Consider the following 23572-nt stretch of genomic DNA (forward strand, 5'->3'; position numbering starts at 1 on the left):
AAGTGTTTTTCAAGGGTTTGTAGCAGTGTTTCAAGGTGCTTCATCGTTAGTTCTCGATACCAAGGGTAGGCTCTCCGTGCCTACCAGGCATCGTGACGTGCTGAGCGCCACAGCTTCCGGCCAACTCACCATCACCAAGCACCCGCACGGTTGCCTCATGATTTTTCCCCGCAACGAGTGGGAAAAATTCCGCGACCGTATCGCTTCGTTGCCGATGCAGGCGCAGTGGTGGAAGCGCATCTTCCTCGGCAACGCAATGGACGTCGACATGGACGCTACCGGCCGTGTGCTGGTGTCGCCCGAATTGCGCGCGGCTGCCGGCATCAGCAAAGACACGGTGCTACTGGGCATGGGTGGCTATTTTGAGCTTTGGGACGCCGCCACCTACGCAGCTCAGGAGGCCGAGCAAATGAAGGGCGAGATGCCCGATGTCTTCAGAGACTTCTCGTTCTGAAAGAAGACGGTGAACGGCACATGGACACACCGCACCGTCTTGTTGAACGAAGCCATAGCGGCGCTTCTTGTCAACCCGGACGGCCACTACGTCGACGCGACCTTCGGGCGCGGCGGGCATTCGCGGTTGTTGCTGTCGCAGCTCTCACCCCAAGGACGGCTTACTGCCTTCGACAAGGATCTCGACGCCATTGCCGAGGCGCGCACCATCACCGACCCGCGGTTTTCCATCCGTCACGAGGGTTTCATGCATCTGGGTCTGTTGCCCGTCGCCAGTGCGGCCGGCGTACTGATGGATCTGGGTGTGAGCTCACCGCAGATCGACAACCCGGTGCGCGGTTTTTCTTTTCGGCAAGAGGGGCCTTTGGACATGCGCATGGACACCACGCGTGGCCAGAGCGTGGCCGAGTGGCTGGTGGATGCATCCATAGAAACCATGGCGGAGGTGATTCGTGAATATGGCGAAGAACGGTTTGCTCAACAGATTGCAAAGGCGATTGATCGTCGCCGACAGGAACGGGGCCCTCTTCGAACCACCGCTGAGCTGGCCGAAGTCGTGGCTGGCGCGGTCAAAACCCGCGAGCCGGGCAAGGACCCTGCAACGCGCACATTTCAGGCTCTTCGGATTTTCATCAACGCCGAGCTTGAAGAGCTGCAACAGGCGCTAGCTGCGTCGCTGAAAGTTCTCCAACCGGGAGGCCGTCTGGTGGTGATCAGTTTTCATTCGCTCGAAGACCGTATCGTCAAGCAGTTCATCGCCGCACATTCGCGCGAGGTGTTCGACCGTCGCGCGCCTTTCGCCGAACCCAAGGCCATGCAGCTCAAGGCGCTTGGCCGCACCAAGCCCAGCGCGGAAGAGGTCGAAGGCAATCCGCGCTCGCGCAGCGCCGTAATGCGCGTCGCCGAACGCACGGGGGTGGCGGCATGAACCCCGTAGTACGCGAAGCGACAAACGTGGGGGACCTACAAAGGGCGACAGGCATTTCATGCCAGCCGGGGCCGCGGAACCGGCTCTGCCGGGCCGCAGGCGCAGCGGCCCCCTCGGGGGGCAGCGCAGTACGCGAAGCGACAAGCGTGGGGGTCATATCATGGCCAGGCTGAACCTCGTGTTGCTTCTCGCCGTGTTGGCCAGCGCGCTTTACCTCGTGCGCACCCAGTACGAGTCGCGACGCCTCTATGTCGAGCTGGAAAAAGCGACGGCCGAAGCCCGCAAAATCGAAATGGACAACGAGCGTTTGCAGGTGGAAAAGCGCGCCCAGGCTACGCCGCTGAAGGTCGAGAAGCTTGCGAAGGACAAGCTGCAGATGCGCACGGTGACACCTGCCATCACGCAATATGTGAGCTACAAGGACGCTCCGGTAACGGCGGCTTCGGCGCCGGAAGGGCCCAGGCCATGAGCCGCAGCGTGCTTTATTCGTCCAGCCCCCTGCTGGCCAGCAAGACTCCGGTCTGGCGCAGCAAATTCATCGTGGCCGGTATCGCGTTGGCTTTTGCCGGGCTAGCGGGCCGTGCGGCCTATATCCAGATTTTTGGCAATGAATTTTTCCAGCGCCAGGGTGAGGTGCGCTTTGCCCGCACACTGGAGTTGCCCGCCAACCGCGGCCGCATCCTGGACCGCAATGGGTTGATCCTCGCATCCAGCGTACCGGCATCCAGCATCTGGGCCATTCCCGAAGACGTCGAAGCCAGCAAGTCGCAACTGGCCGAGCTGGCCGTGCTGCTGGAAATGCCGCTGGTCGAACTCAACAGGAAACTGGGCGAAGAGGACAAGACCTTTGTCTGGCTCAAGCGTCAGGTCGACGAGCCGGTGGCAAAAAAAATCCACGCCATGGGCATCAAGGGCATCTACCAGCGCAAGGAGTACAAGCGTCAATATCCCGAGGGCGAAACCGTGGCCCACGTGGTGGGCTTCACCAACGTTGAGGATCGCGGCCAGGAGGGCATTGAGCTGGCCTTCAACAAGGACCTGGCCGGCAAGGCCGGTTCACGCCGCGTGATCAAGGACCGCCTGGGTCGTGTCGTCGAGGATGTCGGCGAACAGATGCCGCCCGTCGAAGGCAAGGACATCCAGCTGAGCATAGACAGCAAGGTGCAGTTCTTCGCCTACCAGAAGCTGCGCGACGCGGTCATTGCGCGCAAAGCCCGGGCCGGCAGCGTCGTGGTGCTGGACTCCACCACCGGTGAGGTATTGGCACTGGCGAACTATCCCAGCTACGTGCCCGACAGGCGGAAAAATCTGACCGGCGAGCAGTTGCGTAATCGAGCCCTCACCGATACCTTCGAGCCGGGTTCCACGATGAAGCCGATCACGGTGGCCATGGCGCTGGAGGCCGGTCGCATCAAGCCGCAAACCGTCATCGAAACCGGACCCGGCCGTTACAGCATCGGCGGCTTCACCATCAGTGACACCCACAACTACGGCACGTTGACAGTGGAAGGCGTCATCCAGAAATCCAGTAACGTCGGCGCGCTGAAGATCGCACAAAAGATGAGTCCGCAGGAAATGTGGGAGACCTACATGGCACTGGGTTATGGGCAAAAGCCGCAGATCCAGTTCCCAGGCGCGGTCACCGGACGTGTGCGACCCTGGAAGACATGGCGCCCTGTCGAGCAGGCGACCATGGCTTATGGCTACGGGCTGTCGGCCTCGCTGTTCCAGATGGCGCACTCCTACACTGCGTTCGCGCATGACGGTCAGATCATTCCCGTCACCATGCTCAGGAGCAGTGAGCCCGCGGTAGGCGTACAGGTCTTTTCGGCAGCGAACGCGCACGCCGTCCGCCGGATGCTGCAAATGGCCGCCGCGCCCGGTGGTACTGGCCCGTTGGCGCAAACGGTGGGTTATTCGGTAGGTGGCAAATCGGGAACGGCGCACAAGCAGGTTGGAAAAGGTTACGCCACCAACAAGTACCGAGCCTGGTTCACCGGCATGGCGCCCATTGAAGCACCGCGCATCGTCGTCGGTGTGATGATCGACGAGCCAAGCGATGGCAACTACTTCGGCGGCGTGGCCGCCGCGCCTGTGTTCAGCGAGGTGGTGCAACAGACCCTGCGCATGATGGGCGTGCAGCCCGACATGAGCGTCAAGCCGCAAATCAACACCCAGGCCGTGGAGGAGTCGTTTTGAGCGCGCAGCTTCACTCGCCTGAACAAGCCGCCGGCTGGCTGCGCGAGCGCGTGACCGGCGGCCTGTGCACGGACAGCCGCAGGCTGACCCCGGGCGACGGCTTTATCGCCTGGCCCGGCACCGCGACCGACGGGCGCAAGTTTGTGGGCAGCGCGTTGAATGCGGGCGCCACTGCCTGTCTGGTCGAACAGGAAGGCGCGGCCGCCTTCGGTTTCCAGGACGAAAAGATCGCCGAATACGCCGGTCTCAAGGCTGCGACCGGGCCTATCGCCTCCGTCTACTTCAACCAGCCGAGCCGGCAGCTGCGGATATCCGCCGTCACCGGTACCAACGGCAAAACCTCCACCGCCTGGTGGCTGGCGCAGGCTCTGGGTCGGCTGGGTCGCAAATGCGGCGTCATTGGCACGCTGGGCGTAGGTGAGCCTGGTGCCATGGTTTCCAACGGCCTGACGACGCCCGACCCGGTGCTGCTGCAACAGGAACTTCGGCGCTTCGCCGACCAGGGTTTCGTCGCCTGCGCGCTGGAGGCCTCCTCCATCGGCGTGGTCGAACACCGCCTGGACGCGACCGCCATTGAGGTCGCGATATTTACCAACTTCACGCAGGACCACCTCGACTACCACGCTTCCATGCAAGCCTATTGGGAGGCCAAGGCCGCGCTGTTCGCTTGGCCGGGCCTGAAGGCGGCGGTCATCAATATTGACGATGCCAAGGGTGCAGAACTGAAGGAGTCGCTCGCGGGGAGCGGCCTGGACCTCTGGACGGTATCCTGTGCGGAACCGGCACGCTTGCAGGCGCGCAAGATCGAGCACGGCACCGAAGCATTGAGTTTTGAGGTGACCGAGGGTGCCGAAAGCCACACGCTGGCTGCCCGGCTGGTGGGCCAGTACAACGTGTCCAACCTGCTCGGTGTGCTCGCAGCCCTGCGCGCCATGGGTGTGTCACTGGCCGATGCGGTGAATGCCTGCTCCGGCCTGCTGCCCGTGCCCGGCCGCACCGAGACGCTGGCCGTCCAGGGACGGCCACTGGTGGTGATTGATTACGCTCACACGCCCGACGCTCTTGAAAAGGTGTTGCTCGCGCTGCGGCCGGCAGCGGCACACCGCAATGGCCAGCTCTGGTGCGTGTTCGGCTGTGGTGGTGACCGCGACACCACCAAGCGTCCGCTGATGGCGGCTGTAGCTGAAAAAAATGCCGACCAGGTGGTAGTGACCAGTGACAACCCGCGTAGCGAAAACCCGCTGGCCATCATTTGCCAGGTCTTGCTTGGCCTGAGCCGCCGCGATGCTGTGCACGTTCAGGCCGACCGGTCAGCCGCCATCACGCACGCCTTGAGCCTGGCCCGCCCCGAAGACATTGTGCTGCTGGCAGGCAAGGGCCACGAAAGTTTCCAGGAAGTGGGTGGTGCGAAGCTTCCCTTCTCCGATCGCGAGCATGCGCAGGCCGCGCTCGATGCCCTGGCTTCGCCAATACAGGGAGGCCAGTCATGATGCGCCTGCAGCAAGCCCTGGGCTGGTTGCCCGCCGCTCGTCTTGTGGGCGACGGCAGCGTGCAGGCCTTGCGGGTCAACACCGACACGCGCAGTCTGCAGGCGGGCGACCTCTTTGTGGCGCTCAAGGGCGAGCGCTTCGATGCCCATGATTTCCTCGCACAGGCCAAGGAGCAGGGCGCTGTCGCGGCCATTGCCCACAAAGGCCTGGCGCAAGCCGGCCTGCCGGGGCTGGAAGTGCCCGACACGCGCCTGGCGCTGGGTCAATTGGCCGCCGGTTGGCGCTCGCAGTTCCGTCTGCCGCTGGTGGCGGTGACGGGCAGCAACGGGAAAACCACCGTCACGCAAATGATCGCGGCCATCTTGCGCGCCTGGAAGGCTGACAAGGCCTTCGCCACTGAAGGCAACCTCAACAACGACATCGGTGTGCCGCTCACGCTGCTGCGCCTGTCGGCCGCGCACGAAGTAGGGGTGGTCGAGCTGGGCATGAACCACCCGGGTGAGATCGCTTATCTGGCCGAAATTGCCAGGCCTGCCGTCGCGCTGGTCAACAATGCGCAGCGCGAACATCTGGAATTCATGGCCACGGTGGAAGCGGTGGCGCGCGAAAACGGCTCGGTATTTTTGTCGCTGGATGCGGGCGGCACAGCGGTCTTTCCGGCCGACGACGACTACACCCCGCTGTGGCGTGAACTGGTCGGCACGCGCAAGGTACTGACCTTCGCGCTCTCGGGCGCCGCCGACATCACAGGCACCGCGCAATGGGATGACGGCTGCTGGAAGGTGGTAGCTACGACCCCAGTGGGCAACACTGATTTCTCTCTGCACATCGCGGGCCGGCACAACGTCAAAAACGCCTTGGCCGCCGCGGCCTGCGCGCTGGCGGCGGGCGTTCCCCTGGCATCCATCTCCGCGGGCCTCTCGGCTTTTGTGCCGGTCAAGGGTCGTTCCCGTGCCATCGCCGTGGCACTGCTAGGCCGGGTGTTGACGCTGGTCGACGACAGCTACAACGCCAATCCCGACTCCATGCGCGCCGCGCTGGAGGTCCTCGCCGAACTGCCCGGCCCGCGCCTGATGGTGATGGGCGACATGGGCGAGGTCGGCAACCAGGGGCCGCAGTTCCACGATGAAGCCGGCCGCCATGCGCGCGCGCTGGGTATAGAAAAATTGTTCACATTGGGCGAGCAGTCAAAGCAGGCAGCGGCCGGTTTCGGCGGTGCGCAAATTTTCGGCGGCATGGACGAACTCGCCGCCGCCGTGCTGGCCGAGCTGCCCCACACCGGCAGCATGCTGGTCAAGGGTTCGCGCTTCATGAAGATGGAGCGTGTGGTCCAGGCCATCATGGCCAATGCGCAAGATCAAACACAACATCAACAACATCAGAAGGAAGAGCCCCATGCTGCTTAGTCTGGCCCAGTGGCTCCAGTCAATCTCCCCCGAATTCGGGTCCTTCAGGGTGTTCCAGTACCTGACGTTCCGTGCAGTCATGGCCGCGCTCACAGCACTGCTGATCGGTCTGCTGGCTGGCCCCTTTGTGATCCGGCGGTTGATCTCGCTGAAGATCGGGCAGCCGATTCGGGAATACGCAATGCAGACCCATTTGAGCAAGAGCGGCACGCCCACCATGGGCGGTGTGCTGATTCTGCTGTCCATCGGAATTTCCACATTGCTGTGGTTTGATTTGTCCAACCGTTTCGTCTGGATCGTCCTTATCGTCACGTTGGGCTTTGGCGCCATAGGCTGGGCGGACGACTGGCGCAAGGTCGTACTCAAGGACCCGGAAGGTATGCGTTCACGCGAGAAATATCTGTGGCAGTCCATCATCGGCCTCATCGCGGCGCTGTACCTGGTGTTCAGCATTTCCGAGAGCTCCAACATGCGCGTGCTCGAACTGTTCTTCAGTTGGGTGCAGTCGGGCTTTGACGTGAACCTGCCGCCCAAGGCTGGCCTGCTGGTGCCCTTCGTCAAGGAAATCAGCTACCCGCTGGGCGTGTTCGGCTTCGTGATCCTGACTTACCTAGTGATCGTGGGCTCCAGCAATGCCGTCAACCTGACCGACGGGCTGGACGGCCTGGCCATCATGCCGGTCGTCATGGTGGGCTCGGCGCTCGGTGTGTTTGCCTACGTCACCGGCAGCTCGGTCTACTCCAAATACCTGTTCTTCCCGCACATTCCCGGCTCGGGTGAGCTGCTGATTTTCTGCTCGGCCATGGCAGGCGCTGGCCTGGCCTTTCTGTGGTTCAACACGCACCCGGCCCAGGTCTTCATGGGCGACGTGGGCGCGCTGGCGCTGGGCGCTGCGCTGGGCACCATCGCGGTCATCGTGCGCCAGGAAATCGTGCTGGCCATCATGGGCGGCATCTTTGTCGTCGAGGCGCTCTCCGTCATGATGCAGGTGACCTGGTTCAAGTACACCAAGAAACGCTACGGCGAAGGCCGCCGCATCCTCAAGATGGCGCCGCTGCATCATCACTTCGAGAAAAGCGGCTGGAAAGAAACGCAGGTGGTCGTGCGTTTCTGGATCATCACCATGTTGCTGTGCCTTGTTGGTCTTTCCACCTTGAAGCTCAGGTAAACAGGCATGCGGCATCTGCAAGACCAAACCGTGTTGATCCTGGGCCTGGGCGCGTCCGGCCTGGCCATGGCGCGCTGGTGCGCACGCCACGGGGCGCACGTGACGGTCGCCGACACGCGCGAAGCGCCGCCCTTGCTCGCCACCTTGCGCGAAGAGCTTCCGGGTGTGGAATTTTTAAGTGGCGCCTTCAAGCCCGAACTGGTGCGGGGCGCGTCCGTGCGCGCCGTCTATCGCTCGCCCGGGCTGACGCCCGAGACCATCGCGCCCGTGGCTGATGCCGCACGCGCCATGGGATTGCCTGTGGGTGGGGAGCTGGATTTGTTCGCGCGGGCTTTGGCGGATCTGCGCGAGTCACCGGCCGTTGAGGCAATCGAGCAATCCGACCAAGCTGCCGCATCTCCCGAGCCAGCGGCCGAAGTGGCGTTGCCCGACGCGCCCGAAGCCGCTGTAGCCGATGTCACTGACTCACCCAAAGACGAGACCGCCGTGGCGGCCGACGCTTCAGGCGACCTGCAAGAGACGGTCATTGCCGCACCGGATGCCGCAGACGATGCGCCGGTTCCAGATGAAGCCGGTGAAGATGCCACACTGCCCGCGGCCCTGCTGGCCCTGGTGCAGGCCGAACCCGTGCCGGGCTACCGCCCCGCAGTGCTGGCCATCACTGGCACCAATGGCAAAACCACGGTGACCTCACTGCTGGGCCAACTGGTGCAGCGCGCCGGAAAAACCGTGGCCGTGGCCGGCAACATAGGCCCGACGCTGCTCGACACGCTGTCGGCCCATATGGACGCGCAAACCCTGCCGCAAGTCTGGGTGCTGGAGCTGTCCAGCTTCCAGCTGGCCGACGTGCAGGGCTTTGAACCGACGGCCGCGGTAGTGCTCAACATCACGCAGGATCACCTCGACTGGCACGGCGATATGGACGCCTATGCTGCGGCGAAAGCCAAGGTCTTCGGCGCTGCCACTTTCATGCTGCTCAACCGAGACGATGAGCGGGTGATGGCGATGCTGCCGCCGCCCGTCAAGGTGCGGCTGAAGCCGCCGCAAGTTCGTCCTCATGCCACCTTCGGGGCGGGCGAACCGCAACGCCCCGGTGATTACGGGATCGAAACCGTCAATGGCATGACCTGGCTGGTGCGCGCGGCCGAGGCCGACGAAACCATCAAGCGCCGCAAGGACGAAGAGGTAGAGCTGCACGTGCAGCGCCTGATGCCTATCGAAGCCCTGCGCATACGCGGGCGGCACAACGCCACCAACGCCCTGGCCGCGCTGGGTCTGGCTGTGGCTGCGGGCTGCAACCTCGCCCCCATGCTGCACGGCCTGCGCGAATACCGCGGTGAGCCCCATCGCGTGGAGTCGGTGGCTGTCGTCAATGACGTTGAATACTTCGACGACAGCAAAGGCACCAACGTGGGCGCCACCGTGGCGGCCCTGACAGGGTTGGGCCTGGAGCGCAAGCTGGTGCTCATTCTGGGCGGCGAAGGCAAGGGGCAGGACTTCTCACCGCTGGCCGACCCGGTGCAGCGCCACGTCCGGGCCGTGGTGCTGATAGGGCGCGACGCACCCCTCATCAAGGAGGTCTTGCCCCGCAATATTCCAGTGTTCGACGCCGTATCCATGGAGGAAGCGGTCACCCTGGCCGCGCAGCAGGCACAGACCGGTGACGCCGTCCTGATGTCGCCGGCCTGTGCCAGCTTCGACATGTTCGACAACTACGAGCACCGGGCCAAGGTCTTTTGCGAAGCCGTGCAGGCGCTGGCGCAAGAACAGGGGCATGTGCTGTGACGGCTGTCGTGCGCTTTTTCGGCTGGTTTTCCGGTTTCGGCAAGGCCGCGTCGGAAGTCCTTCCCGTGCGGCTTGGCGGACACAGCCGGCCACAGACGCTGGCCGCACCTCCTGTTCGCATGGCCGGTTTTGACCAGGCGCTGCTGTGGGTCACCGTGGCCTTGTTGATGTGGGGCCTTGTGATGGTGTATTCAGCTTCCGTCGCCATGCCTGACAACCCCAAATTCGCGCGCTATGCGCATACCCATTTCCTGCTGCGCCATGTGTTGTCGCTGGTGGTCGCTCTCATCGTCGCCGTCCTGGCATTCCAGGTGCCGCTGGCCACGTGGGAAAAACTGGCCCCCTGGCTGTTTGTCCTCTCCCTGCTGCTGCTGATATTGGTCCTGGTGCCCTTTATCGGAAAAGGTGTGAATGGCGCCCGCCGCTGGATTTCGCTGGGCATCATGAACTTTCAGCCTTCAGAGCTCGCGAAATTCGCGGTGCTTCTCTATGCGGCCGATTACATGGTCCGCAAGATGGAAGTGAAAGAGCGCTTCTTCCGCGCGGTGATGCCCATGGCTGTGGCCATAGCAATTGTCGGATTGTTATTGCTGGCCGAACCCGACATGGGCGCGTTCATGGTGATCTCGGTCATTGCGATGGGCATTCTCTTCCTGGGCGGTGTCAACGCCCGCATGTTCTTTGTCATCGCGGCTGTGGTGGTGGTTGCCTTCAGCTTGATGGTGATGCTCAGCGAATGGCGGCGTGAGCGCATCTTTGCCTACCTCGACCCGTGGAGCGACAAATACTCCATGGGCAAGGGCTACCAGCTCTCCCACTCCCTGATTGCCTTCGGCCGCGGCGAGATTTTCGGTGTGGGTCTGGGCGGCAGCATTGAGAAGCTGCATTGGCTGCCCGAAGCGCACACCGACTTCCTGATGGCCGTGATCGGTGAAGAGTTTGGCTTGGCTGGCGTGCTGGCGGTGATCGGCATGTTCATGTGGATGACCCGTCGCATCATGCACATCGGTCGCCAGTCGATTGCACTGGACCGTCTGTTTGCCGGCCTGGTGGCGCAAGGCGTGGGCATCTGGATAGGTTTCCAGACCTTCATCAACATTGGCGTGAACCTCGGTGCGCTGCCGACCAAGGGCCTCACGCTGCCGTTGATGAGTTATGGCGGTTCGGCGATTCTGATGAACCTGATTTCTTTGGCCGTGGTGCTGAGGATTGACTATGAGAATCGCCTGCTCATGAGAGGAGGCCGCGCATGAGCAAGCAACACTGTGCTTTGGTGATGGCCGGAGGAACGGGCGGGCACATTTTCCCGGGCCTGGCCGTGGCTGAGGCCCTGCGGGAGCGCGGCTGGCGGGTGCACTGGCTGGGCGGGCGTGGCAGCGCAGTCCGACCCAGCATGGAAAGCCAGCTGGTACCGCCACGCGGCTTTCCTTTCGAATCGATTGATTTTTCCGGTGTGCGGGGCAAAGGGCCGGTCACGCTGGCATTCTTGCCCCTGCGCCTGCTCAAGGCGTTTTGGCAAAGCATCCAGGTGGTACGCCGCGTCAAGCCCGATGTGGTGGTCGGCCTGGGCGGCTACATCAGTTTCCCGGCCGGGATGATGAGCGTGCTGTTGGGTAAGCCCCTGGTTCTGCACGAGCAGAATTCGGTGGCGGGTATGGTCAACAAGGTGCTGGCGAGTGTGGCTGACCGCGTCTTCACCGCATTTCCGGGCGTGTTGCCCAAAGCCGAATGGGTAGGCAATCCCCTGCGGCCAGCATTTACCCGGCAGCCCGGCCCGCAAGAGCGTTTTGCCGGACGCAGCGGTCCCCTGAAGCTGCTGGTGGTCGGTGGAAGCCTGGGCGCCCGGGGGTTGAACGAGCTGGTACCCAAAGCCCTCGCGCTGATCCCTGAGGCAGAACGACCACAGGTTCTCCACCAAAGCGGCGCGCTGCAGATTGAAGAATTGCGCGCCAATTACGCAGCGGCTGGCGTGTCCGCCGAGCTCACGCCATTTATTGAAGACACCGCACAGGCCTTCGCCGATGCCGACCTGGTCATTTGCCGCGCTGGTGCCAGTACGGTCACGGAAATCGCGGCCGTGGGCGCTGCGGCACTGTTCGTGCCTTTTCCCGCTGCGGTCGACGACCACCAGACAGTCAACGCGAAGTTCCTGGTCGACCAGGGAGGCGGATGGTTGGTCCAGCAGCGCGACCTTAGTGTTGGCATGCTGGCAGAGATGCTACAAAAAACAGAGCGGCTTGCGCTCGTCCAGAGAGCCTTACAGGCCAAAACCATGCAAAAAACTGAAGCCACGGCCCGTGTGGTGGCCGCTTGCGAGGAGCTGGCGACATGAAACACGCCATCAAAAACATTCACTTCATCGGTCTGGGCGGCGCCGGCATGTCTGGCATTGCAGAGGTGCTGCACAACCTGGGATACGTCATTTCGGGGTCTGACCTGTCAGACAGCCCAACGCTGCGACGCCTGGGCAAGCTCGGCATCAAGACTTTCGTCGGCCACACCGCCGGCAACCTTGAGATGGTCGACGCCGTGGTGACATCCACCGCCGTACAGGCCGACAACCCCGAGGTGCTGGCGGCGCGTGACAAACGCATTCCCGTGGTGCCGCGCGCGCTGATGCTCGCCGAACTGATGCGCCTGAAGCAGGGCATCGCGATTGCCGGGACGCATGGCAAAACTACCACCACCAGCCTGGTCGCCAGCGTGCTGGCCGAAGGCGGTCTGGACCCGACCTTTGTGATCGGCGGGCGTCTCAACAGCGCCGGCGCCAACGCCAAGCTCGGCTCGGGCGACTACATCGTGGTCGAAGCTGACGAATCGGACGCTTCGTTCCTGAACCTGCTGCCCGTGATGGCGGTCGTCACCAACATCGACGCTGACCACATGGAGACTTACGGCCACGATTTCGGCAACCTCAAGAAAGCTTTTGTCGACTTCCTGCACCGCATGCCTTTTTACGGCACGGCGATCTTGTGCACCGACGACCCGGCTGTGCGCGACATCCTGCCGCAGGTTTCCTGCCCTATTACCAGCTATGGTTTCGGCGAAGATGCGCAGGTGCGCGCCGTCAATGTGCGGCCGGTGGGCGCACAAATGCATTTCACGGCACGGCGCCGCAATGGCGTGACCTTGCCCGACATGGACGTGGTGCTCAACCTGGCCGGCGAGCACAACGTGCTCAATGCCCTGTCGGCCATTGCCATTGCCGTTGAGCTCAACGTGCCCGACGCGGCAGTACAGAAAGCGCTGGCTGAATTCCGGGGCGTCGGACGGCGCTTCCAGAGTTACGGGGACATGCCGGCCAAGGGCGGCGGACATTTCACCGTGATCGAAGACTATGGCCATCACCCGGTGGAAATGGCCGCGACGCTGGCTGCCGCGCGCGGTGCCTTCCCCGGCCGGCGGCTGGTGCTGGCTTTCCAGCCGCACCGCTACACCCGCACGCGTGACTGTTTTGAAGATTTTGTCAAAGTCATCGGCCACGCTGATGCGGTGCTGCTGTCCGAGGTGTATGCCGCCGGTGAAGCGCCCATCGTGGCCGCAGACGGACGCTCGCTGGCGCGGGCTTTACGCGTGGCCGGCAAGGTAGAACCTGTCTTTGTGGATGAGATCGACGCCATGCCGCAGGCCATCCTCGACAACACGCTGGATGGTGACGTCGTGATGTGCATGGGTGCCGGATCCATCGGCATGGTGCCCGCAAGGGTTGCAGAAATGCTGGAGCCGGCAGGGCATGGCGGCACCAGGGAGGCCCGGGCATGAAAGCAGGCATGTTGAATTTTGGAAAAGTCGCCGTCCTGATGGGCGGGCTGTCGGCCGAGCGCGAAGTCTCGCTGATGTCTGGTAACGGGGTACTGAAAGCGCTTCGCTCGCGTGGCGTGGATGCCCACGCCTTCGATCCTGCGGAGCGCGACCTGAGCGAGCTGAAGGAGGACGGGTTCGAGCGTTGCTTCATCGCATTGCATGGACGCTTCGGCGAGGATGGCACGGTGCAAGGCGCGCTCGAATTGCTGGGCATTCCCTACACCGGCTCTGGCGTCATGGCTTCCAGCATGGCCATCGACAAGGTCATGACCAAGCGCGTGATGATCTCCGAAGGATTGCCGACGCCTCAGTACCGTCTGCTGCGCCGTGGCACTTACGGCGCTGCCGACATTGCCGCCCTGCCGGATGCGCTCGGCCTGCCGTTGATCGTCAAGCCGGCACGCGAAGGTTCATCGATCGGGCTGACCAAGGTGACAGAACGCTCCGCCATGGCCGGCGCCGTGGCACAGGCCGAAAAACTCGATGCCGATGTCCTGTGCGAGCAATTCATCAGCGGTGACGAGGTGACCTGCCCGGTGCTGGGTACCGGTGCCGGCGCGCGCGCGCTGCCGGTCATCCGCATAGTAGCGCCCGACGGTAACTACGACTACCAGAACAAATACTTCACCGACAGCACCCAGTACCTGGTTCCCTGCGGGCTGCCCGAGGGCGAAGAAGCTGTCATCCAGCAGCTTGTGCTGGACACCTTTCGCATTCTCAATTGCCGCGGCTGGGCCCGCGCCGACGTGATGATAGACAAGACCACGCGCAAGCCCTACCTGCTGGAGATCAACACGTCGCCGGGAATGACCGGGCATTCGCTGGTGCCCATGTCCGCCCGTGCGGCCGGAATCTCGTATGAAGACCTTTGCATTGAAGTGCTGAAGACTGCTTCGCTCGACCACCAGAAACACGGAGGAGCCGCCACTTGAGCAGAGCCCTGCCACTGCCGCCTTCCTTGCCGCTGGACGTCAAGCTCATGAACACCTTCTCGGTGGTTCTGGGCCTGGCGTTTGCCGCCATGGTTGCGTCACTGGCCGTGGCGTGGCTCATGCGCCAGTCCCTGTTCAGCCTGAGCGCAATCCGTGTGGAGGGCGACCTTGCGCACAACAACGCGGTAACGCTGCGGGCCAATGTGGCGCCCAGGTTGTCCGGCAATTTTTTCACGGTGAACCTGGGCGCCACGCGCGCGGTGTTCGAGTCCGTTCCCTGGGTACGCAGGGCGCTGGTGCAGCGCGAATTTCCCAACCGGCTGAAGGTGGTGCTGCAGGAACACAAGCCGGTGGCATTCTGGGGGGCCGAGGGCGACGCCCGGCTCGTCAACAGTTTCGGTGAAGTGTTTGAGGCCAACCAGGGCGACGTCGAGGCGGAAGACCTGCCGGTGCTCAATGGGCCGCCGGGTCAGGCGGCGCAGGTACTGCAGGCCTACCAGGCGCTGGCGCCGATGTTCGATGAAACAGATGCCACGCTGGAGCAATTGCAGATGACCGGCCAGGGTGGCTGGCGTGCCCAGCTGGACAGCGGCGCCGTGATCGAGCTCGGGCACGGGTCGCTGGACGAAATACAGGCACGCACCCGCCGCTTTATTGCCACGGTGACGCAGGTGTCATCCCGGTACGGGCGGGACCTCGAGTCCGCCGACCTGCGTTACGGCAATGGTTATGCGATCAGGCTCAGGGGTGTCACCACGGGAAGCCCCGCTGACAAAGACGACGGAAAGAAAAAAAGGTAAACATATGGCCAAGGAATACAAAGATCTGGTGGTCGGGCTGGACATCGGAACCAGCAAGGTCATGGCGGTGGTGGCCGAGGTCATGCCTGGCGGGGAGCTCAAGCTTGCCGGCCTGGGCATCGCGGCGAGCAACGGGCTCAAACGCGGGGTGGTCGTCAATATTGACGCCACGGTGCAAAGCATCCAGCAGGCCCTGAAAGAGGCCGAACTGATGGCCGACTGCAAGATCGCCCGCGTCTACACCGGCATTACCGGCAGCCACATCCGCGGCATAAACTCTAGCGGCATGGTGGCGGTCAAGGACAAGGAAGTTACGCAGGCCGACGTGGCGCGCGTGATCGAGACGGCCAAGGCCATCAACATCTCGACCGACCAGCGTCTGCTGCTGGTGGAGCCGCAGGAGTTCGTGATTGACGGCCAGGACGTGCGCGAGCCCATCGGCATGAGCGGCATACGCCTGGAAGCCAAGGTCCACATCGTGACAGGCGCCCAGAGCGCGGCTGAAAACATCATCAAATGCGTGCGGCGCTGCGGGCTTGAAGTCGATCAGCTCATGCTTAATCCGCTGGCTTCGAGCCTGGCGGTATTGACACAGGACGAGCAGGAGCTGGGTGTGGCCATGGTCGATATCGGTGCCGGCACCACCGATGTGGCCATCTTCACCGGTGGCGCCATCCGGCACACCGCGGTGATCCCGATCGCCGGTGACCTGATCACCAGCGACATCGCGATGGCGCTGCGCACGCCCACCAAGGACGCTGAAGATATCAAGGTGGAAAGCGGTTACGCCAAGCAGCTGCTGGCCGACCCCGACACGCAGGTGGAAGTGCCGGGGCTGGGAGACCGGGGACCGCGCATGCTGAGCAAGCAGGCCCTGGCGGGCGTGATCGAGCCGCGCATCGAGGAAATTTTTTCGCTGGTCCAGCAGGTGATCCGCGAATCGGGCTACGAAGAGGTGTTGTCTTCGGGCATCGTCATTACCGGTGGCAGTGCCGTCATGCCCGGCATGGTGGAGCTCGGCGAGGACATCTTCCTCAAGCCCGTGCGACGCGGCATACCGCGCTACAACAGTGCGCTGTCAGACATGGTGGCCCAGGCCCGGGCAGCCACGGTCATGGGCTTGCTCGAAGAAGCCCGGCTTGCGCGCATGCGGGGCTACAAGGTGTCGCAAAAGGCAGGCAGTGTGCACAACGCATTCGGCCGTGTCAAAGACTGGTTTGTGGGGAACTTCTGATGAAAACCTACTTCACTTTTATCGGCAGACCATCCCGTTGTATGCATTCCGGCGGGGCGGATCCCCCTGCATGAAGAAGCCATGTCAACCATAAATACAAATTTCCGATTATTGGCAACTGCAGTTTATTGATTAGGAGGCTCCCAATGAGCATCGAAATGATTGAAATCGAAGAATTTAACCAGGGCACACAGATCAAGGTGATCGGTGTGGGCGGCGGCGGCGGCAATGCCGTTGGGCACATGATCGAATGCGGCGTACAAGGCGTCGAATTCATCTGCGCCAATACCGACGCGCAGGCACTCAGCCGTGGCAGTGCGCACAAGACCATCCAGCTGGGTGCCAGCGGCCTGGGCGCGGGCAGCAAGCCCGACAAAGGGCGCGATGCAGCCGAGCTGGCGGTGGACGATATCCGCAGCGCCATTGCTGGCGCGCACATGTTGTTCATCACCGCGGGCATGGGCGGCGGCACCGGTACCGGTGCGGCCCCCGTGATCGCACGCGTGGCCAAGGAGATGGGCATCCTGACCGTCGGCGTGGTGACCAAGCCGTTTGATTTTGAAGGCGGGCGCCGCATGACCAATGCCGACCTCGGCCTGGCCGAACTCGAAGCCAACGTTGACTCACTGATCGTGGTGCTCAATGAAAAGCTGCTCGAAGTGCTGGGCGACGACGTCACGCAGGATGAGGCTTTTGCCCATGCCAACGACGTGCTGAAAAACGCCGTCGGCGGCATTGCCGAAATCATCAACGTGCCCGGCCACGTCAACGTCGACTTTGAAGACGTGCGCACCGTGATGGGTGAACCCGGCAAGGCCATGATGGGAACGGCCAAGGCCAACGGTCCTGATCGTGCGCGCATCGCCGCCGAACAGGCTGTAGCTTGCCCGCTTCTGGAAGGCATTGACCTGTCGGGCGCCAAAGGCGTTCTGGTGCTGATCACCGCGGCCAAGGGCTCGCTCAAGCTGAGCGAATCCAAGCTGGCGATGAACACCATCCGCGCATACGCTTCCCCCGATGCGCATGTGATCTACGGCACGGCCTACGACGATGAGCTGGGCGACGACATCCGTGTGACTGTGGTCGCAACGGGCTTGTCCCGCCAGGGCGTGCGCCGCCATGCGCCGCCGCTGCAGGTGCTGCGCACGGGTACTGACAACGTGCCGTTCAACGTCCCCACGCTGAACACAACGGCCAATGCCGCCGGCACACCGCAGACGATGGGATCGGCCCAGCCCGACTACGGCAACATGTCGGTGCCCAGCGTGTGGCGCACCAACCGGACCCAGGCGGCCGCAAAAGTCGACGCTCTGGCCTCCGGCGGGATGGACGACTTCGAGATTCCTGCCTTTCTGCGCAAGCAGGCCGATTAATCGATGTAAAGCTACTGCGCGGGCTGATCTTGCACTTGCGGTGCTCGCCGTACCTGAGTACGGCTCCGCTCCTCAGCGCAACCTCAGCCCGCTCGCTACGCTTTCCATTCGATTAATCGCCGTTGGGGCGTGGACTGGTTCGGCCACTTTTTTTCCTTGTCGTTTGACAGAATTTCGTCAAAAAAGGTGGAAATGAAAATCCCGGCATTGTGTATCGCCGCCCTGGCCGCTTTTCTTGCGCCGCTCGCGGTCGCCCAAACCGCCAGGCCCGAGGCGGCCGAAAAAGTGAGTTGGCCCAGCATGGTGTGTGCGGGTACTCCCTTTGTCTGCAACAAGCTCCATGCGCAGGGCTACCTGTTCAGCCAGCCCGGTCAGACGAAGATTGTGCTGATCTCGCACGGATCGCAGGGCATCGACAGCCGCATGTTCGACTATGTGGACAGCCTTCAGAAGGAGGGTTTCGCAGCGTTGGTGATCGATCACTGGAAGCCTCGAGGCATCGACGTAACGCACAACGACTATCCGGCGGCGTCGCGCAAAGGCGGTAACGAATTCAATATGGCCATTGACAGCCTCGCAGCTGCCGGCTGGTTGCGCGGCCGTGGTTTCGAGAAGGTCGGCAGCATCGGTGAGTCGCAGGGTGGCGGTGCCGCAGTCATGATGCAGCAGAAATTCGCCCACGCACTGATTGAGCGCAACATGCGGCGCTTGTACGCCGACGACTTCAACCTCAAACCCGTCGATGCGGTGGTGGGTTTGTATGGCTACTGCGGTTACCGCAATGCCCGGCGTGACGCTTATGTGAATTCCCCATTTCTTTTCATCACGGGTGAAGTGGACGACGAAACCCCGAGCCGGTACTGTGAACGCCACGTGGGCTGGATGAACGGGCGCGGCGGCAACGCGAAGATCGTGGTACTGGAAGGCGAGGGCCACAGTTTCGACGCACCTTACAAACGGCAACGCAATGTCTTCGGGCCGCACTATGCCAAATGCGATGTTTTGGTCGACGAATCGGGTGTGACCGAACTTAACAGCGGCATCACCATGCCCGGCGACGACGTCAACGCCATGATGGCCCGATGTGTCAGCAAGGTTTTCCACACGGGCTACTGGAAGAATCGCTTCGTCGCGGTGCCGCACTGGACGGCATTCTTCAGGCAGCACCTGTAACAAGGCAAAACCTGTAGCACTTTGGCTATGGTGGCCATCAAAGACTCCAACTGCGGCAATCGGCTGCAACACTTAAAATCACCCATATGCTTCAGCAACGTACCCTTAAATCCCTGACCAAAGCCGTGGGCGTGGGCCTGCACAGTGGGCAGCGGGTCGAACTCACCTTGCGGCCGGCGGCACCCGATACCGGTATTGTGTTTCGCCGTGTGGATTTGCCTCAGCCGGTGGATATCGTTATTTCCGCGCAGGCGGTGACGGATACGCGGCTGGCGTCGACGATCGCCAGTGGCAGCGCCAAGGTGCACACCGTTGAGCACCTGATGTCGGCCTGCGCGGGCCTGGGCATTGACAACCTGTATGTCGACATCACGGCCGAAGAAGTGCCGATCCTGGACGGTTCAGCTTCGTCGTTTGTTTTTTTACTGCAATCGGCGGGTATCGCGCTGCAGGCCGCTCCCAAGCGGTTTATCCGCGTGATCAAGCCGGTGGAAGTGCGCGAAGGCGAGGGCGCCAACACCAAGTGGGCGCGCTTGAGCCCCTATGAAGGCTACAAGCTCAGTTTTGAAATTAATTTCGACCACCCTGCGGTGGACTCCACCGGCCAGCGCGTGGAGTTCGACATGGGCTCGGGCGCCTACACACGCGACATCGCGAGGGCCCGCACCTTCGGCTTCACCAAGGATGTGGAAATGATGCGCGCCAATGGCCTGGCGCTGGGCGGCGGGCTGGACAACGCCATCGTCATGGACGACTACAAGGTGCTCAACAGCGATGGGCTGCGTTATAACGACGAATTCGTGAAGCACAAGATTCTCGATGCCATGGGTGACCTCTATGTGTTGGGCAAACCGCTGCTGGCCGCTTACAGCGCATTCCGCTCCGGCCACGCAATGAACAACAAGCTGCTGCGCGAGTTGCTGTCACATAAGGATGCCTTCGAAGTCGTCACCTTCGAGGACGAGAAAAAAGCACCGGCAGGCTTCGCCACGCTGGCGCGTGCCTGGTAGGCCAGGCGGAATACGCCATGCTGCTGTTTCGCTGGCTCATCCTGCTGTTTTTGCTGGCCGCGGTGGTGTCTTTCATGTTTTACGCAGGTACCGGGCAGGCACGGTTCAAGCAATTCGGGCTCACCATTCTCAAGTGGACGCTGATCGCCGCATTTGGCTTTTTCGGCGTATTGGTACTTGAGCGTCTGGCATAGCATCAGCCATCGTGACCGCGACGGCGGCCCTGCCGCTGCCTGTTGGCGATTGTCGGTTGGTCCGTTTTATGATCCTTACCGCTATAGTTCGCTCATAACGATTTGCCCCTGCGCCTGCGGTGTTCGATGACCTGCCCCTCCCGACATAACTCCCGGAGATGATCCATGAGCTTCATCAAAATCCTTATCGTGCTCGGCCTTGCTGGTTTTGGGTATCAATACTGGACCAAACATCGTGAAGGTCAACCGATGCTGGCCTCAACCAGCTCCGCAGGAAGTGCAAGTTCAAATGGATTTGTTTTGCTGCCCGGAACGAGCACTACCGCTTCCAACGCAGTTCAGGTTATTGCCGCCGAGGATTGCCCGGAGGAGGCGGCCCAGCGCGCGAATAGCCTGGCCGAGCAACTTTCGAGCAAGGGGATTCCGGTTACCCGCACCCACAGTATCAGCTTCACCGTGACAAGTGGCGATCCCGCCGACGCCCAGCGCATCTCGTCCATCATGAGCGGCGAACTGCCCATTGTGCTGGTGCGTGGAAAAGCCAGGTCTAACCCCTCATTGGATGAGGTGATCGCTGAATACCGTGGCCGCTAAGGCGCGGATCACCACGATCTAACGGCTTCGTCCGTCCCTGTAGTTTCCTGCGGGTTTTGCGCCGGTTCCCGCTGCCGCAGTCAGCCTCTGCATCGCTGTGCCGACATGGGCGTGGGTAATCGCCAGCCCCAGCGCATCGGCCGCGTCCTTGCCCGGCAGCGAGGGCAGCTTCAGCAAGCGCATCACCATCTCCTGCACCTCGGCCTTGCCCGCCTTGCCATAGCCCGCAACCGCCTTTTTGAGCTGCAACGCCGTGTATTCGGCTACCGTCAGCTGGCGCGAGACCAGGGCCGTGATGCAGGCCCCGCGTGCCTGGCCCAGCAGCAGCGTCGCCTGCGGGTTGACGTTGACAAAGACGATTTCGACAGAGGCCGCATCGGGCTGGTACCGCTCCACCACTTCGCACACACCCTCAAACAGGACTTTCAGCCGGCCCGGCAAATCGCTGCGTTCCATATGCGTGGTCTTGATGGTGCCGCTGGCCACATAACGCAGGTGCTGGCCGTCCATGTCGATCACGCCAAAACCTGCGACCTGCAGACCGGGGTCGATGCCAAGGATTCTCATATGCTATGTATTTGATAGCTGGTCGCGCACGTGTTCATTGGGTTAGAGGCCAAAATACCATCTAACGGAATGAAAAAATACCGGTGCGCCAAAGCACAGCGCGTCTACGCGGTCCAGCAGGCCGCTGGCGCCGGTGACGCCCACGCCGCGGTTGCCCCAGTTGGGAATGCCACGGTCACGCTTGAGCGCTTTCATCACCAGGTGCCCGAGCGAGCCTGATACGCAGGCAATAAAGGCCATGGCGACCGCCTGTGCCGGCTTGAAAGGCGTGAGGCCCGCCAACAGACCGCCCAACAGGCTGGCCCCAACGACGGCGATCAACCAGCTGGTCCAGTTAAAGCTTTTGCTGACATTGGGCGCGCTGCCCGGTCGTTGCAGTTTGCGGCCCACCAGGTGCTGGACGATCATGCAGCTTTGCACCACAAACACCAGGAAGAACACCAGAAAGGCGTTTTTGCCCTGGTAGTTGGGAAACTTCAGCAGCAGCAGGGCGGGCACATGGCTGATGCCATAGACGCAGACCATGATGCCCCATTGCAGCTTGGCGTTGCGTTCAAGGAAACGGTGCGGATCGTCGGCCAGCGCGCTGACCACCGGAATCGCCAGGAACACGTAGACCGGAATGAACACGGTCACCAGGTCAAAGTGTCGCGTGATGACCAGCGCAAACTGCACCGGCAGCACCACAAAAAAGGCCAGCACCAGGCTGCGGTGGTCACCTTGCCGGGTCGGTGAGAGCGTGATGAATTCGCGCAGCGCAAAAAAAGCCACCATGCCGAACAGCACGGTCGCCACGGTTTCTCCCAGCGTCCAGCCGATCCAGAACACCGTGGACATGAACCACGAGGTGCGCAGCAGGCCGTTGAATTCTTTCAATTTCTGGGTGTGCAGGTCGTCTTCATGCGTGTCCTTCAGCGACATCACGAAGGCGGCCACACTGATGAGTGTCAGGATGCCGAACACCAGCACGAACAGCAGGCCGACCTGGTGTGAGGGAGAAAGGTTGCGCAAAAAGGTGTTCATCAGGATTCCGGGCCTTGTATCAGGTTTCCCTGAGATCCATGACGGCCTGGCGCGCGCGCGCCAGGAATTCGCCCCGGTCTTCACCGTCGCCCAATGCAATCGGCGCGCCAAAGGTGACCGAACACAAAATGGGCACCGGCACGACTTCGCCCTTGGGCATGACGCGCTGCACATTGTTGATCCAGGCAGGCACCAGCACCACCTGTGGAAATTTGAGTGCCAGGTTGTACAGGCCAGCCTTGAATTTTTGCGGCTCTTCGTGGTTGCCGCGTGTGCCTTCCGGAAAGAGGATGATCGAGTCACCGCTGGTCAGGGCCTCGATCAGCGGCTCCAGCGGGTCCTGGTCGCCGGTCTTGGCACGGTCCACGTAAATCGCATTGAAGACCGCCGTGGTGATCCATTTCTTGAAAGGCGTTTTGGTCCAGTAGTCTTTCGCGGCGATCGGCCGCGTGATGCTGCGAAGCTCTTCCGGCAGCGCCGCCCACATCAGCACCAGGTCGGCATGGCTCTGGTGGTTGGCAAAATAAATACGCTGTTCCGCCTTGGGCGGGCAGCCTTGCCAGCGGGCCTGTGCACCGGTCAGCGTGCGGATCAGCCCCAGCAGGAAAAGCCCCATCAGCTTGGCCAGGATGGGAGAAAACTTGTCGTTCATGGGGTTCGGCCCTTTTTGCTGTTCAGCATTCAGGGCAGTTCCACACCGCCCATGCGGGCCGTGATGGTGCTGGCGCGCGAAGCCAGGTAGCCCGAGCCGGGCCGCGTTTCAAAGTATTTGGGGCGCGGCAGCATGACGGCCAGCCGCGCGGATTCATAGGCGCTCAGTTTTGACGCAGGCTTGCGGTAGTAATGCTGCGCTGCGGCCTCGGCGCCAAAAATGCCTTCGCCCCACTCCACGCTGTTGAGGTAAATCTCCAGAATGCGCTCCTTGCCGAGCAGGGCTTCGAGCAGCAGCGTCAGCACCAGCTCCTGGCCTTTGCGGAGCAGCGTGCGCTCACCCGACAGGAAAAGATTTTTGGCGAGCTGCTGGGTAATGGTAGAGCCGCCAATGATTTTCACCGGTCTGGCGGGTGTCGCCGTTGCCTTGGCGGGAGCCAGGCGGCTGGCGGACTGTGCGGCGCGCAGCTCGGCCTTGGCGTTTTTGTCCCAGGCTTTCTCAAGTGCCTCCATGTCCACGCCGTCATGCTCGGCGAAGCTGGCGTCTTCCGATGCGATTACTGCGCGCTTGAGGTTGTCGGGCAGGTCGTCGTAAGGCACCCATTGCTGCCGCCATTTGAGGGATCCGGTGTTGCGAACTACCAGGTAGACTTCCGAGCGCTGGAACGCGGTGGATTCCGGGTCCACCACGGCCATCATGGCAATGCGCGCCACAAAAAACAGTTGCAGCGCCAGGCCCGCCAGCAGCCCGAGGCCGATAAGCCTGAAAAGCGCTTTCATGGTGTGCA

At 62.2% G+C, this 23572-nt stretch carries 23 protein-coding genes; 19 read left to right on the top strand and 4 right to left on the bottom strand.

Going from position 1 to position 23572, the window contains the following annotated elements:
* Positions 1–25: 25 nt before the first annotated feature.
* The 19 genes from mraZ to AC1DYQ_RS13870 all read left to right on the top strand — a co-directional run bounded on the left by mraZ (position 26) and on the right by AC1DYQ_RS13870 (position 20543).
* Positions 26–454 (top strand): division/cell wall cluster transcriptional repressor MraZ, encoded by a 429-nt coding sequence (gene mraZ, locus AC1DYQ_RS13780; protein WP_457281642.1) that lies wholly within the window; start codon positions 26–28, stop codon positions 452–454.
* Positions 455–463: 9 nt separating this feature from the next.
* The gene (gene rsmH / locus AC1DYQ_RS13785) at positions 464–1381 is read left to right on the top strand and encodes a 16S rRNA (cytosine(1402)-N(4))-methyltransferase RsmH (RefSeq protein ID WP_477687249.1); all 918 of its coding nucleotides are present in this window, start codon (positions 464–466) and stop codon (positions 1379–1381) included.
* A gap of 160 nt (positions 1382–1541) precedes the next feature.
* Positions 1542–1850, top strand: coding sequence for a cell division protein FtsL (gene ftsL / locus AC1DYQ_RS13790; protein ID WP_457281106.1), 309 nt, complete (start codon positions 1542–1544; stop codon positions 1848–1850).
* Positions 1847–3580 (top strand): peptidoglycan D,D-transpeptidase FtsI family protein, encoded by a 1734-nt coding sequence (locus tag AC1DYQ_RS13795; RefSeq protein WP_477687250.1) that lies wholly within the window; start codon positions 1847–1849, stop codon positions 3578–3580. Before ftsL ends, AC1DYQ_RS13795 begins: the two co-directional genes overlap by 4 nt.
* Positions 3577–5070 carry a UDP-N-acetylmuramoyl-L-alanyl-D-glutamate--2,6-diaminopimelate ligase gene (locus AC1DYQ_RS13800; RefSeq protein WP_477687251.1) on the top strand — a complete coding sequence of 498 codons (1494 nt, stop codon included), beginning with the start codon at positions 3577–3579 and terminating at the stop codon, positions 5068–5070. Before AC1DYQ_RS13795 ends, AC1DYQ_RS13800 begins: the two co-directional genes overlap by 4 nt.
* Positions 5067–6476 carry a UDP-N-acetylmuramoyl-tripeptide--D-alanyl-D-alanine ligase gene (locus AC1DYQ_RS13805; RefSeq protein WP_477687252.1) on the top strand — a complete coding sequence of 470 codons (1410 nt, stop codon included), beginning with the start codon at positions 5067–5069 and terminating at the stop codon, positions 6474–6476. Before AC1DYQ_RS13800 ends, AC1DYQ_RS13805 begins: the two co-directional genes overlap by 4 nt.
* Positions 6466–7644 carry a phospho-N-acetylmuramoyl-pentapeptide-transferase gene (mraY, locus tag AC1DYQ_RS13810; RefSeq protein ID WP_477687253.1) on the top strand — a complete coding sequence of 393 codons (1179 nt, stop codon included), beginning with the start codon at positions 6466–6468 and terminating at the stop codon, positions 7642–7644. Before AC1DYQ_RS13805 ends, mraY begins: the two co-directional genes overlap by 11 nt.
* 6 nt (positions 7645–7650) lie before the next feature.
* Complete coding sequence (gene murD / locus AC1DYQ_RS13815) at positions 7651–9429, top strand: UDP-N-acetylmuramoyl-L-alanine--D-glutamate ligase (RefSeq protein WP_477687254.1); 1779 nt, start codon at positions 7651–7653, stop codon at positions 9427–9429.
* The gene (gene ftsW, locus AC1DYQ_RS13820; protein WP_477687255.1) at positions 9426–10682 is read left to right on the top strand and encodes a putative lipid II flippase FtsW; all 1257 of its coding nucleotides are present in this window, start codon (positions 9426–9428) and stop codon (positions 10680–10682) included. The genes murD and ftsW overlap by 4 nt, the downstream gene beginning before the upstream one ends.
* Complete coding sequence (gene murG, locus AC1DYQ_RS13825; protein ID WP_477687256.1) at positions 10679–11761, top strand: undecaprenyldiphospho-muramoylpentapeptide beta-N-acetylglucosaminyltransferase; 1083 nt, start codon at positions 10679–10681, stop codon at positions 11759–11761. The genes ftsW and murG overlap by 4 nt, the downstream gene beginning before the upstream one ends.
* Positions 11758–13191 carry a UDP-N-acetylmuramate--L-alanine ligase gene (murC, locus tag AC1DYQ_RS13830; RefSeq protein ID WP_477687257.1) on the top strand — a complete coding sequence of 478 codons (1434 nt, stop codon included), beginning with the start codon at positions 11758–11760 and terminating at the stop codon, positions 13189–13191. The genes murG and murC overlap by 4 nt, the downstream gene beginning before the upstream one ends.
* A gap of 8 nt (positions 13192–13199) precedes the next feature.
* Positions 13200–14165, top strand: coding sequence for a D-alanine--D-alanine ligase (locus tag AC1DYQ_RS13835; protein ID WP_477687258.1), 966 nt, complete (start codon positions 13200–13202; stop codon positions 14163–14165).
* Positions 14162–14965 carry a cell division protein FtsQ/DivIB gene (locus AC1DYQ_RS13840; RefSeq protein WP_457281096.1) on the top strand — a complete coding sequence of 268 codons (804 nt, stop codon included), beginning with the start codon at positions 14162–14164 and terminating at the stop codon, positions 14963–14965. Before AC1DYQ_RS13835 ends, AC1DYQ_RS13840 begins: the two co-directional genes overlap by 4 nt.
* Positions 14966–14969: 4 nt before the next feature.
* Positions 14970–16199, top strand: a complete 1230-nt coding sequence (ftsA, locus tag AC1DYQ_RS13845; protein ID WP_431098281.1) for a cell division protein FtsA — start codon at positions 14970–14972, stop codon at positions 16197–16199.
* A 146-nt stretch (positions 16200–16345) separates the two neighbouring features.
* Positions 16346–17572 (top strand): cell division protein FtsZ, encoded by a 1227-nt coding sequence (gene ftsZ / locus AC1DYQ_RS13850; RefSeq protein WP_477687259.1) that lies wholly within the window; start codon positions 16346–16348, stop codon positions 17570–17572.
* Between the two features lie 192 nt (positions 17573–17764).
* Positions 17765–18745 carry a dienelactone hydrolase family protein gene (locus AC1DYQ_RS13855; RefSeq protein WP_477687260.1) on the top strand — a complete coding sequence of 327 codons (981 nt, stop codon included), beginning with the start codon at positions 17765–17767 and terminating at the stop codon, positions 18743–18745.
* Between the two features lie 86 nt (positions 18746–18831).
* The gene (lpxC, locus tag AC1DYQ_RS13860) at positions 18832–19755 is read left to right on the top strand and encodes a UDP-3-O-acyl-N-acetylglucosamine deacetylase (RefSeq protein WP_477687261.1); all 924 of its coding nucleotides are present in this window, start codon (positions 18832–18834) and stop codon (positions 19753–19755) included.
* 17 nt (positions 19756–19772) lie between these two features.
* Complete coding sequence (locus AC1DYQ_RS13865) at positions 19773–19949, top strand: hypothetical protein (RefSeq protein ID WP_477687262.1); 177 nt, start codon at positions 19773–19775, stop codon at positions 19947–19949.
* Positions 19950–20114: 165 nt separating this feature from the next.
* Positions 20115–20543, top strand: a complete 429-nt coding sequence (locus tag AC1DYQ_RS13870; protein WP_477687263.1) for a hypothetical protein — start codon at positions 20115–20117, stop codon at positions 20541–20543.
* 18 nt (positions 20544–20561) lie between these two features.
* Here the strand turns inward: AC1DYQ_RS13870 and ruvC are convergent, their stop codons facing one another.
* From ruvC to AC1DYQ_RS13890, 4 genes are read right to left on the bottom strand one after another with little or no spacing between them, the layout of a single operon-like run.
* The gene (ruvC, locus tag AC1DYQ_RS13875) at positions 20562–21110 is read right to left on the bottom strand and encodes a crossover junction endodeoxyribonuclease RuvC (RefSeq protein WP_477687264.1); all 549 of its coding nucleotides are present in this window, start codon (positions 21108–21110) and stop codon (positions 20562–20564) included.
* Positions 21111–21152: 42 nt separating this feature from the next.
* Positions 21153–22133: a phosphatidate cytidylyltransferase gene (locus AC1DYQ_RS13880; RefSeq protein WP_477687265.1), complete on the bottom strand. Its 981-nt coding sequence runs from the start codon at positions 22131–22133 to the stop codon at positions 21153–21155.
* A 19-nt stretch (positions 22134–22152) separates the two neighbouring features.
* Entirely contained in the window at positions 22153–22785 is a 633-nt protein-coding gene (locus tag AC1DYQ_RS13885; RefSeq protein ID WP_477687266.1) for a lysophospholipid acyltransferase family protein, read from the bottom strand.
* 29 nt (positions 22786–22814) lie between these two features.
* Positions 22815–23564, bottom strand: a complete 750-nt coding sequence (locus AC1DYQ_RS13890; RefSeq protein WP_477687401.1) for a transglycosylase domain-containing protein — start codon at positions 23562–23564, stop codon at positions 22815–22817.
* Between the last annotated feature and the right edge of the window lie 8 nt (positions 23565–23572).

The sequence above is a fragment of the Polaromonas sp. P1_F4 genome, assembly GCF_056405675.1.

What these genes read in the sequence shown, in the direction of transcription:
- ftsL (WP_457281106.1), top strand. Translation starts at nt 1,542, where the DNA reads ATGGCCAGGCTGAACCTCGTGTTGCTTCTCGCCGTGTTGGCCAGCGCG.
- AC1DYQ_RS13795 (WP_477687250.1), top strand. Translation starts at nt 1,847, where the DNA reads ATGAGCCGCAGCGTGCTTTATTCGTCCAGCCCCCTGCTGGCCAGCAAG.
- AC1DYQ_RS13805 (WP_477687252.1), top strand. Translation starts at nt 5,067, where the DNA reads ATGATGCGCCTGCAGCAAGCCCTGGGCTGGTTGCCCGCCGCTCGTCTT.
- mraY (WP_477687253.1), top strand. Translation starts at nt 6,466, where the DNA reads ATGCTGCTTAGTCTGGCCCAGTGGCTCCAGTCAATCTCCCCCGAATTC.
- murD (WP_477687254.1), top strand. Translation starts at nt 7,651, where the DNA reads ATGCGGCATCTGCAAGACCAAACCGTGTTGATCCTGGGCCTGGGCGCG.
- murG (WP_477687256.1), top strand. Translation starts at nt 10,679, where the DNA reads ATGAGCAAGCAACACTGTGCTTTGGTGATGGCCGGAGGAACGGGCGGG.
- murC (WP_477687257.1), top strand. Translation starts at nt 11,758, where the DNA reads ATGAAACACGCCATCAAAAACATTCACTTCATCGGTCTGGGCGGCGCC.
- AC1DYQ_RS13835 (WP_477687258.1), top strand. Translation starts at nt 13,200, where the DNA reads ATGTTGAATTTTGGAAAAGTCGCCGTCCTGATGGGCGGGCTGTCGGCC.
- ftsA (WP_431098281.1), top strand. Translation starts at nt 14,970, where the DNA reads ATGGCCAAGGAATACAAAGATCTGGTGGTCGGGCTGGACATCGGAACC.
- ftsZ (WP_477687259.1), top strand. Translation starts at nt 16,346, where the DNA reads ATGAGCATCGAAATGATTGAAATCGAAGAATTTAACCAGGGCACACAG.
- AC1DYQ_RS13855 (WP_477687260.1), top strand. Translation starts at nt 17,765, where the DNA reads ATGAAAATCCCGGCATTGTGTATCGCCGCCCTGGCCGCTTTTCTTGCG.
- lpxC (WP_477687261.1), top strand. Translation starts at nt 18,832, where the DNA reads ATGCTTCAGCAACGTACCCTTAAATCCCTGACCAAAGCCGTGGGCGTG.
- AC1DYQ_RS13865 (WP_477687262.1), top strand. Translation starts at nt 19,773, where the DNA reads ATGCTGCTGTTTCGCTGGCTCATCCTGCTGTTTTTGCTGGCCGCGGTG.
- AC1DYQ_RS13870 (WP_477687263.1), top strand. Translation starts at nt 20,115, where the DNA reads ATGAGCTTCATCAAAATCCTTATCGTGCTCGGCCTTGCTGGTTTTGGG.
- ruvC (WP_477687264.1), bottom strand. Translation starts at nt 21,110, where the DNA reads ATGAGAATCCTTGGCATCGACCCCGGTCTGCAGGTCGCAGGTTTTGGC.
- AC1DYQ_RS13880 (WP_477687265.1), bottom strand. Translation starts at nt 22,133, where the DNA reads ATGAACACCTTTTTGCGCAACCTTTCTCCCTCACACCAGGTCGGCCTG.
- AC1DYQ_RS13885 (WP_477687266.1), bottom strand. Translation starts at nt 22,785, where the DNA reads ATGAACGACAAGTTTTCTCCCATCCTGGCCAAGCTGATGGGGCTTTTC.
- AC1DYQ_RS13890 (WP_477687401.1), bottom strand. Translation starts at nt 23,564, where the DNA reads ATGAAAGCGCTTTTCAGGCTTATCGGCCTCGGGCTGCTGGCGGGCCTG.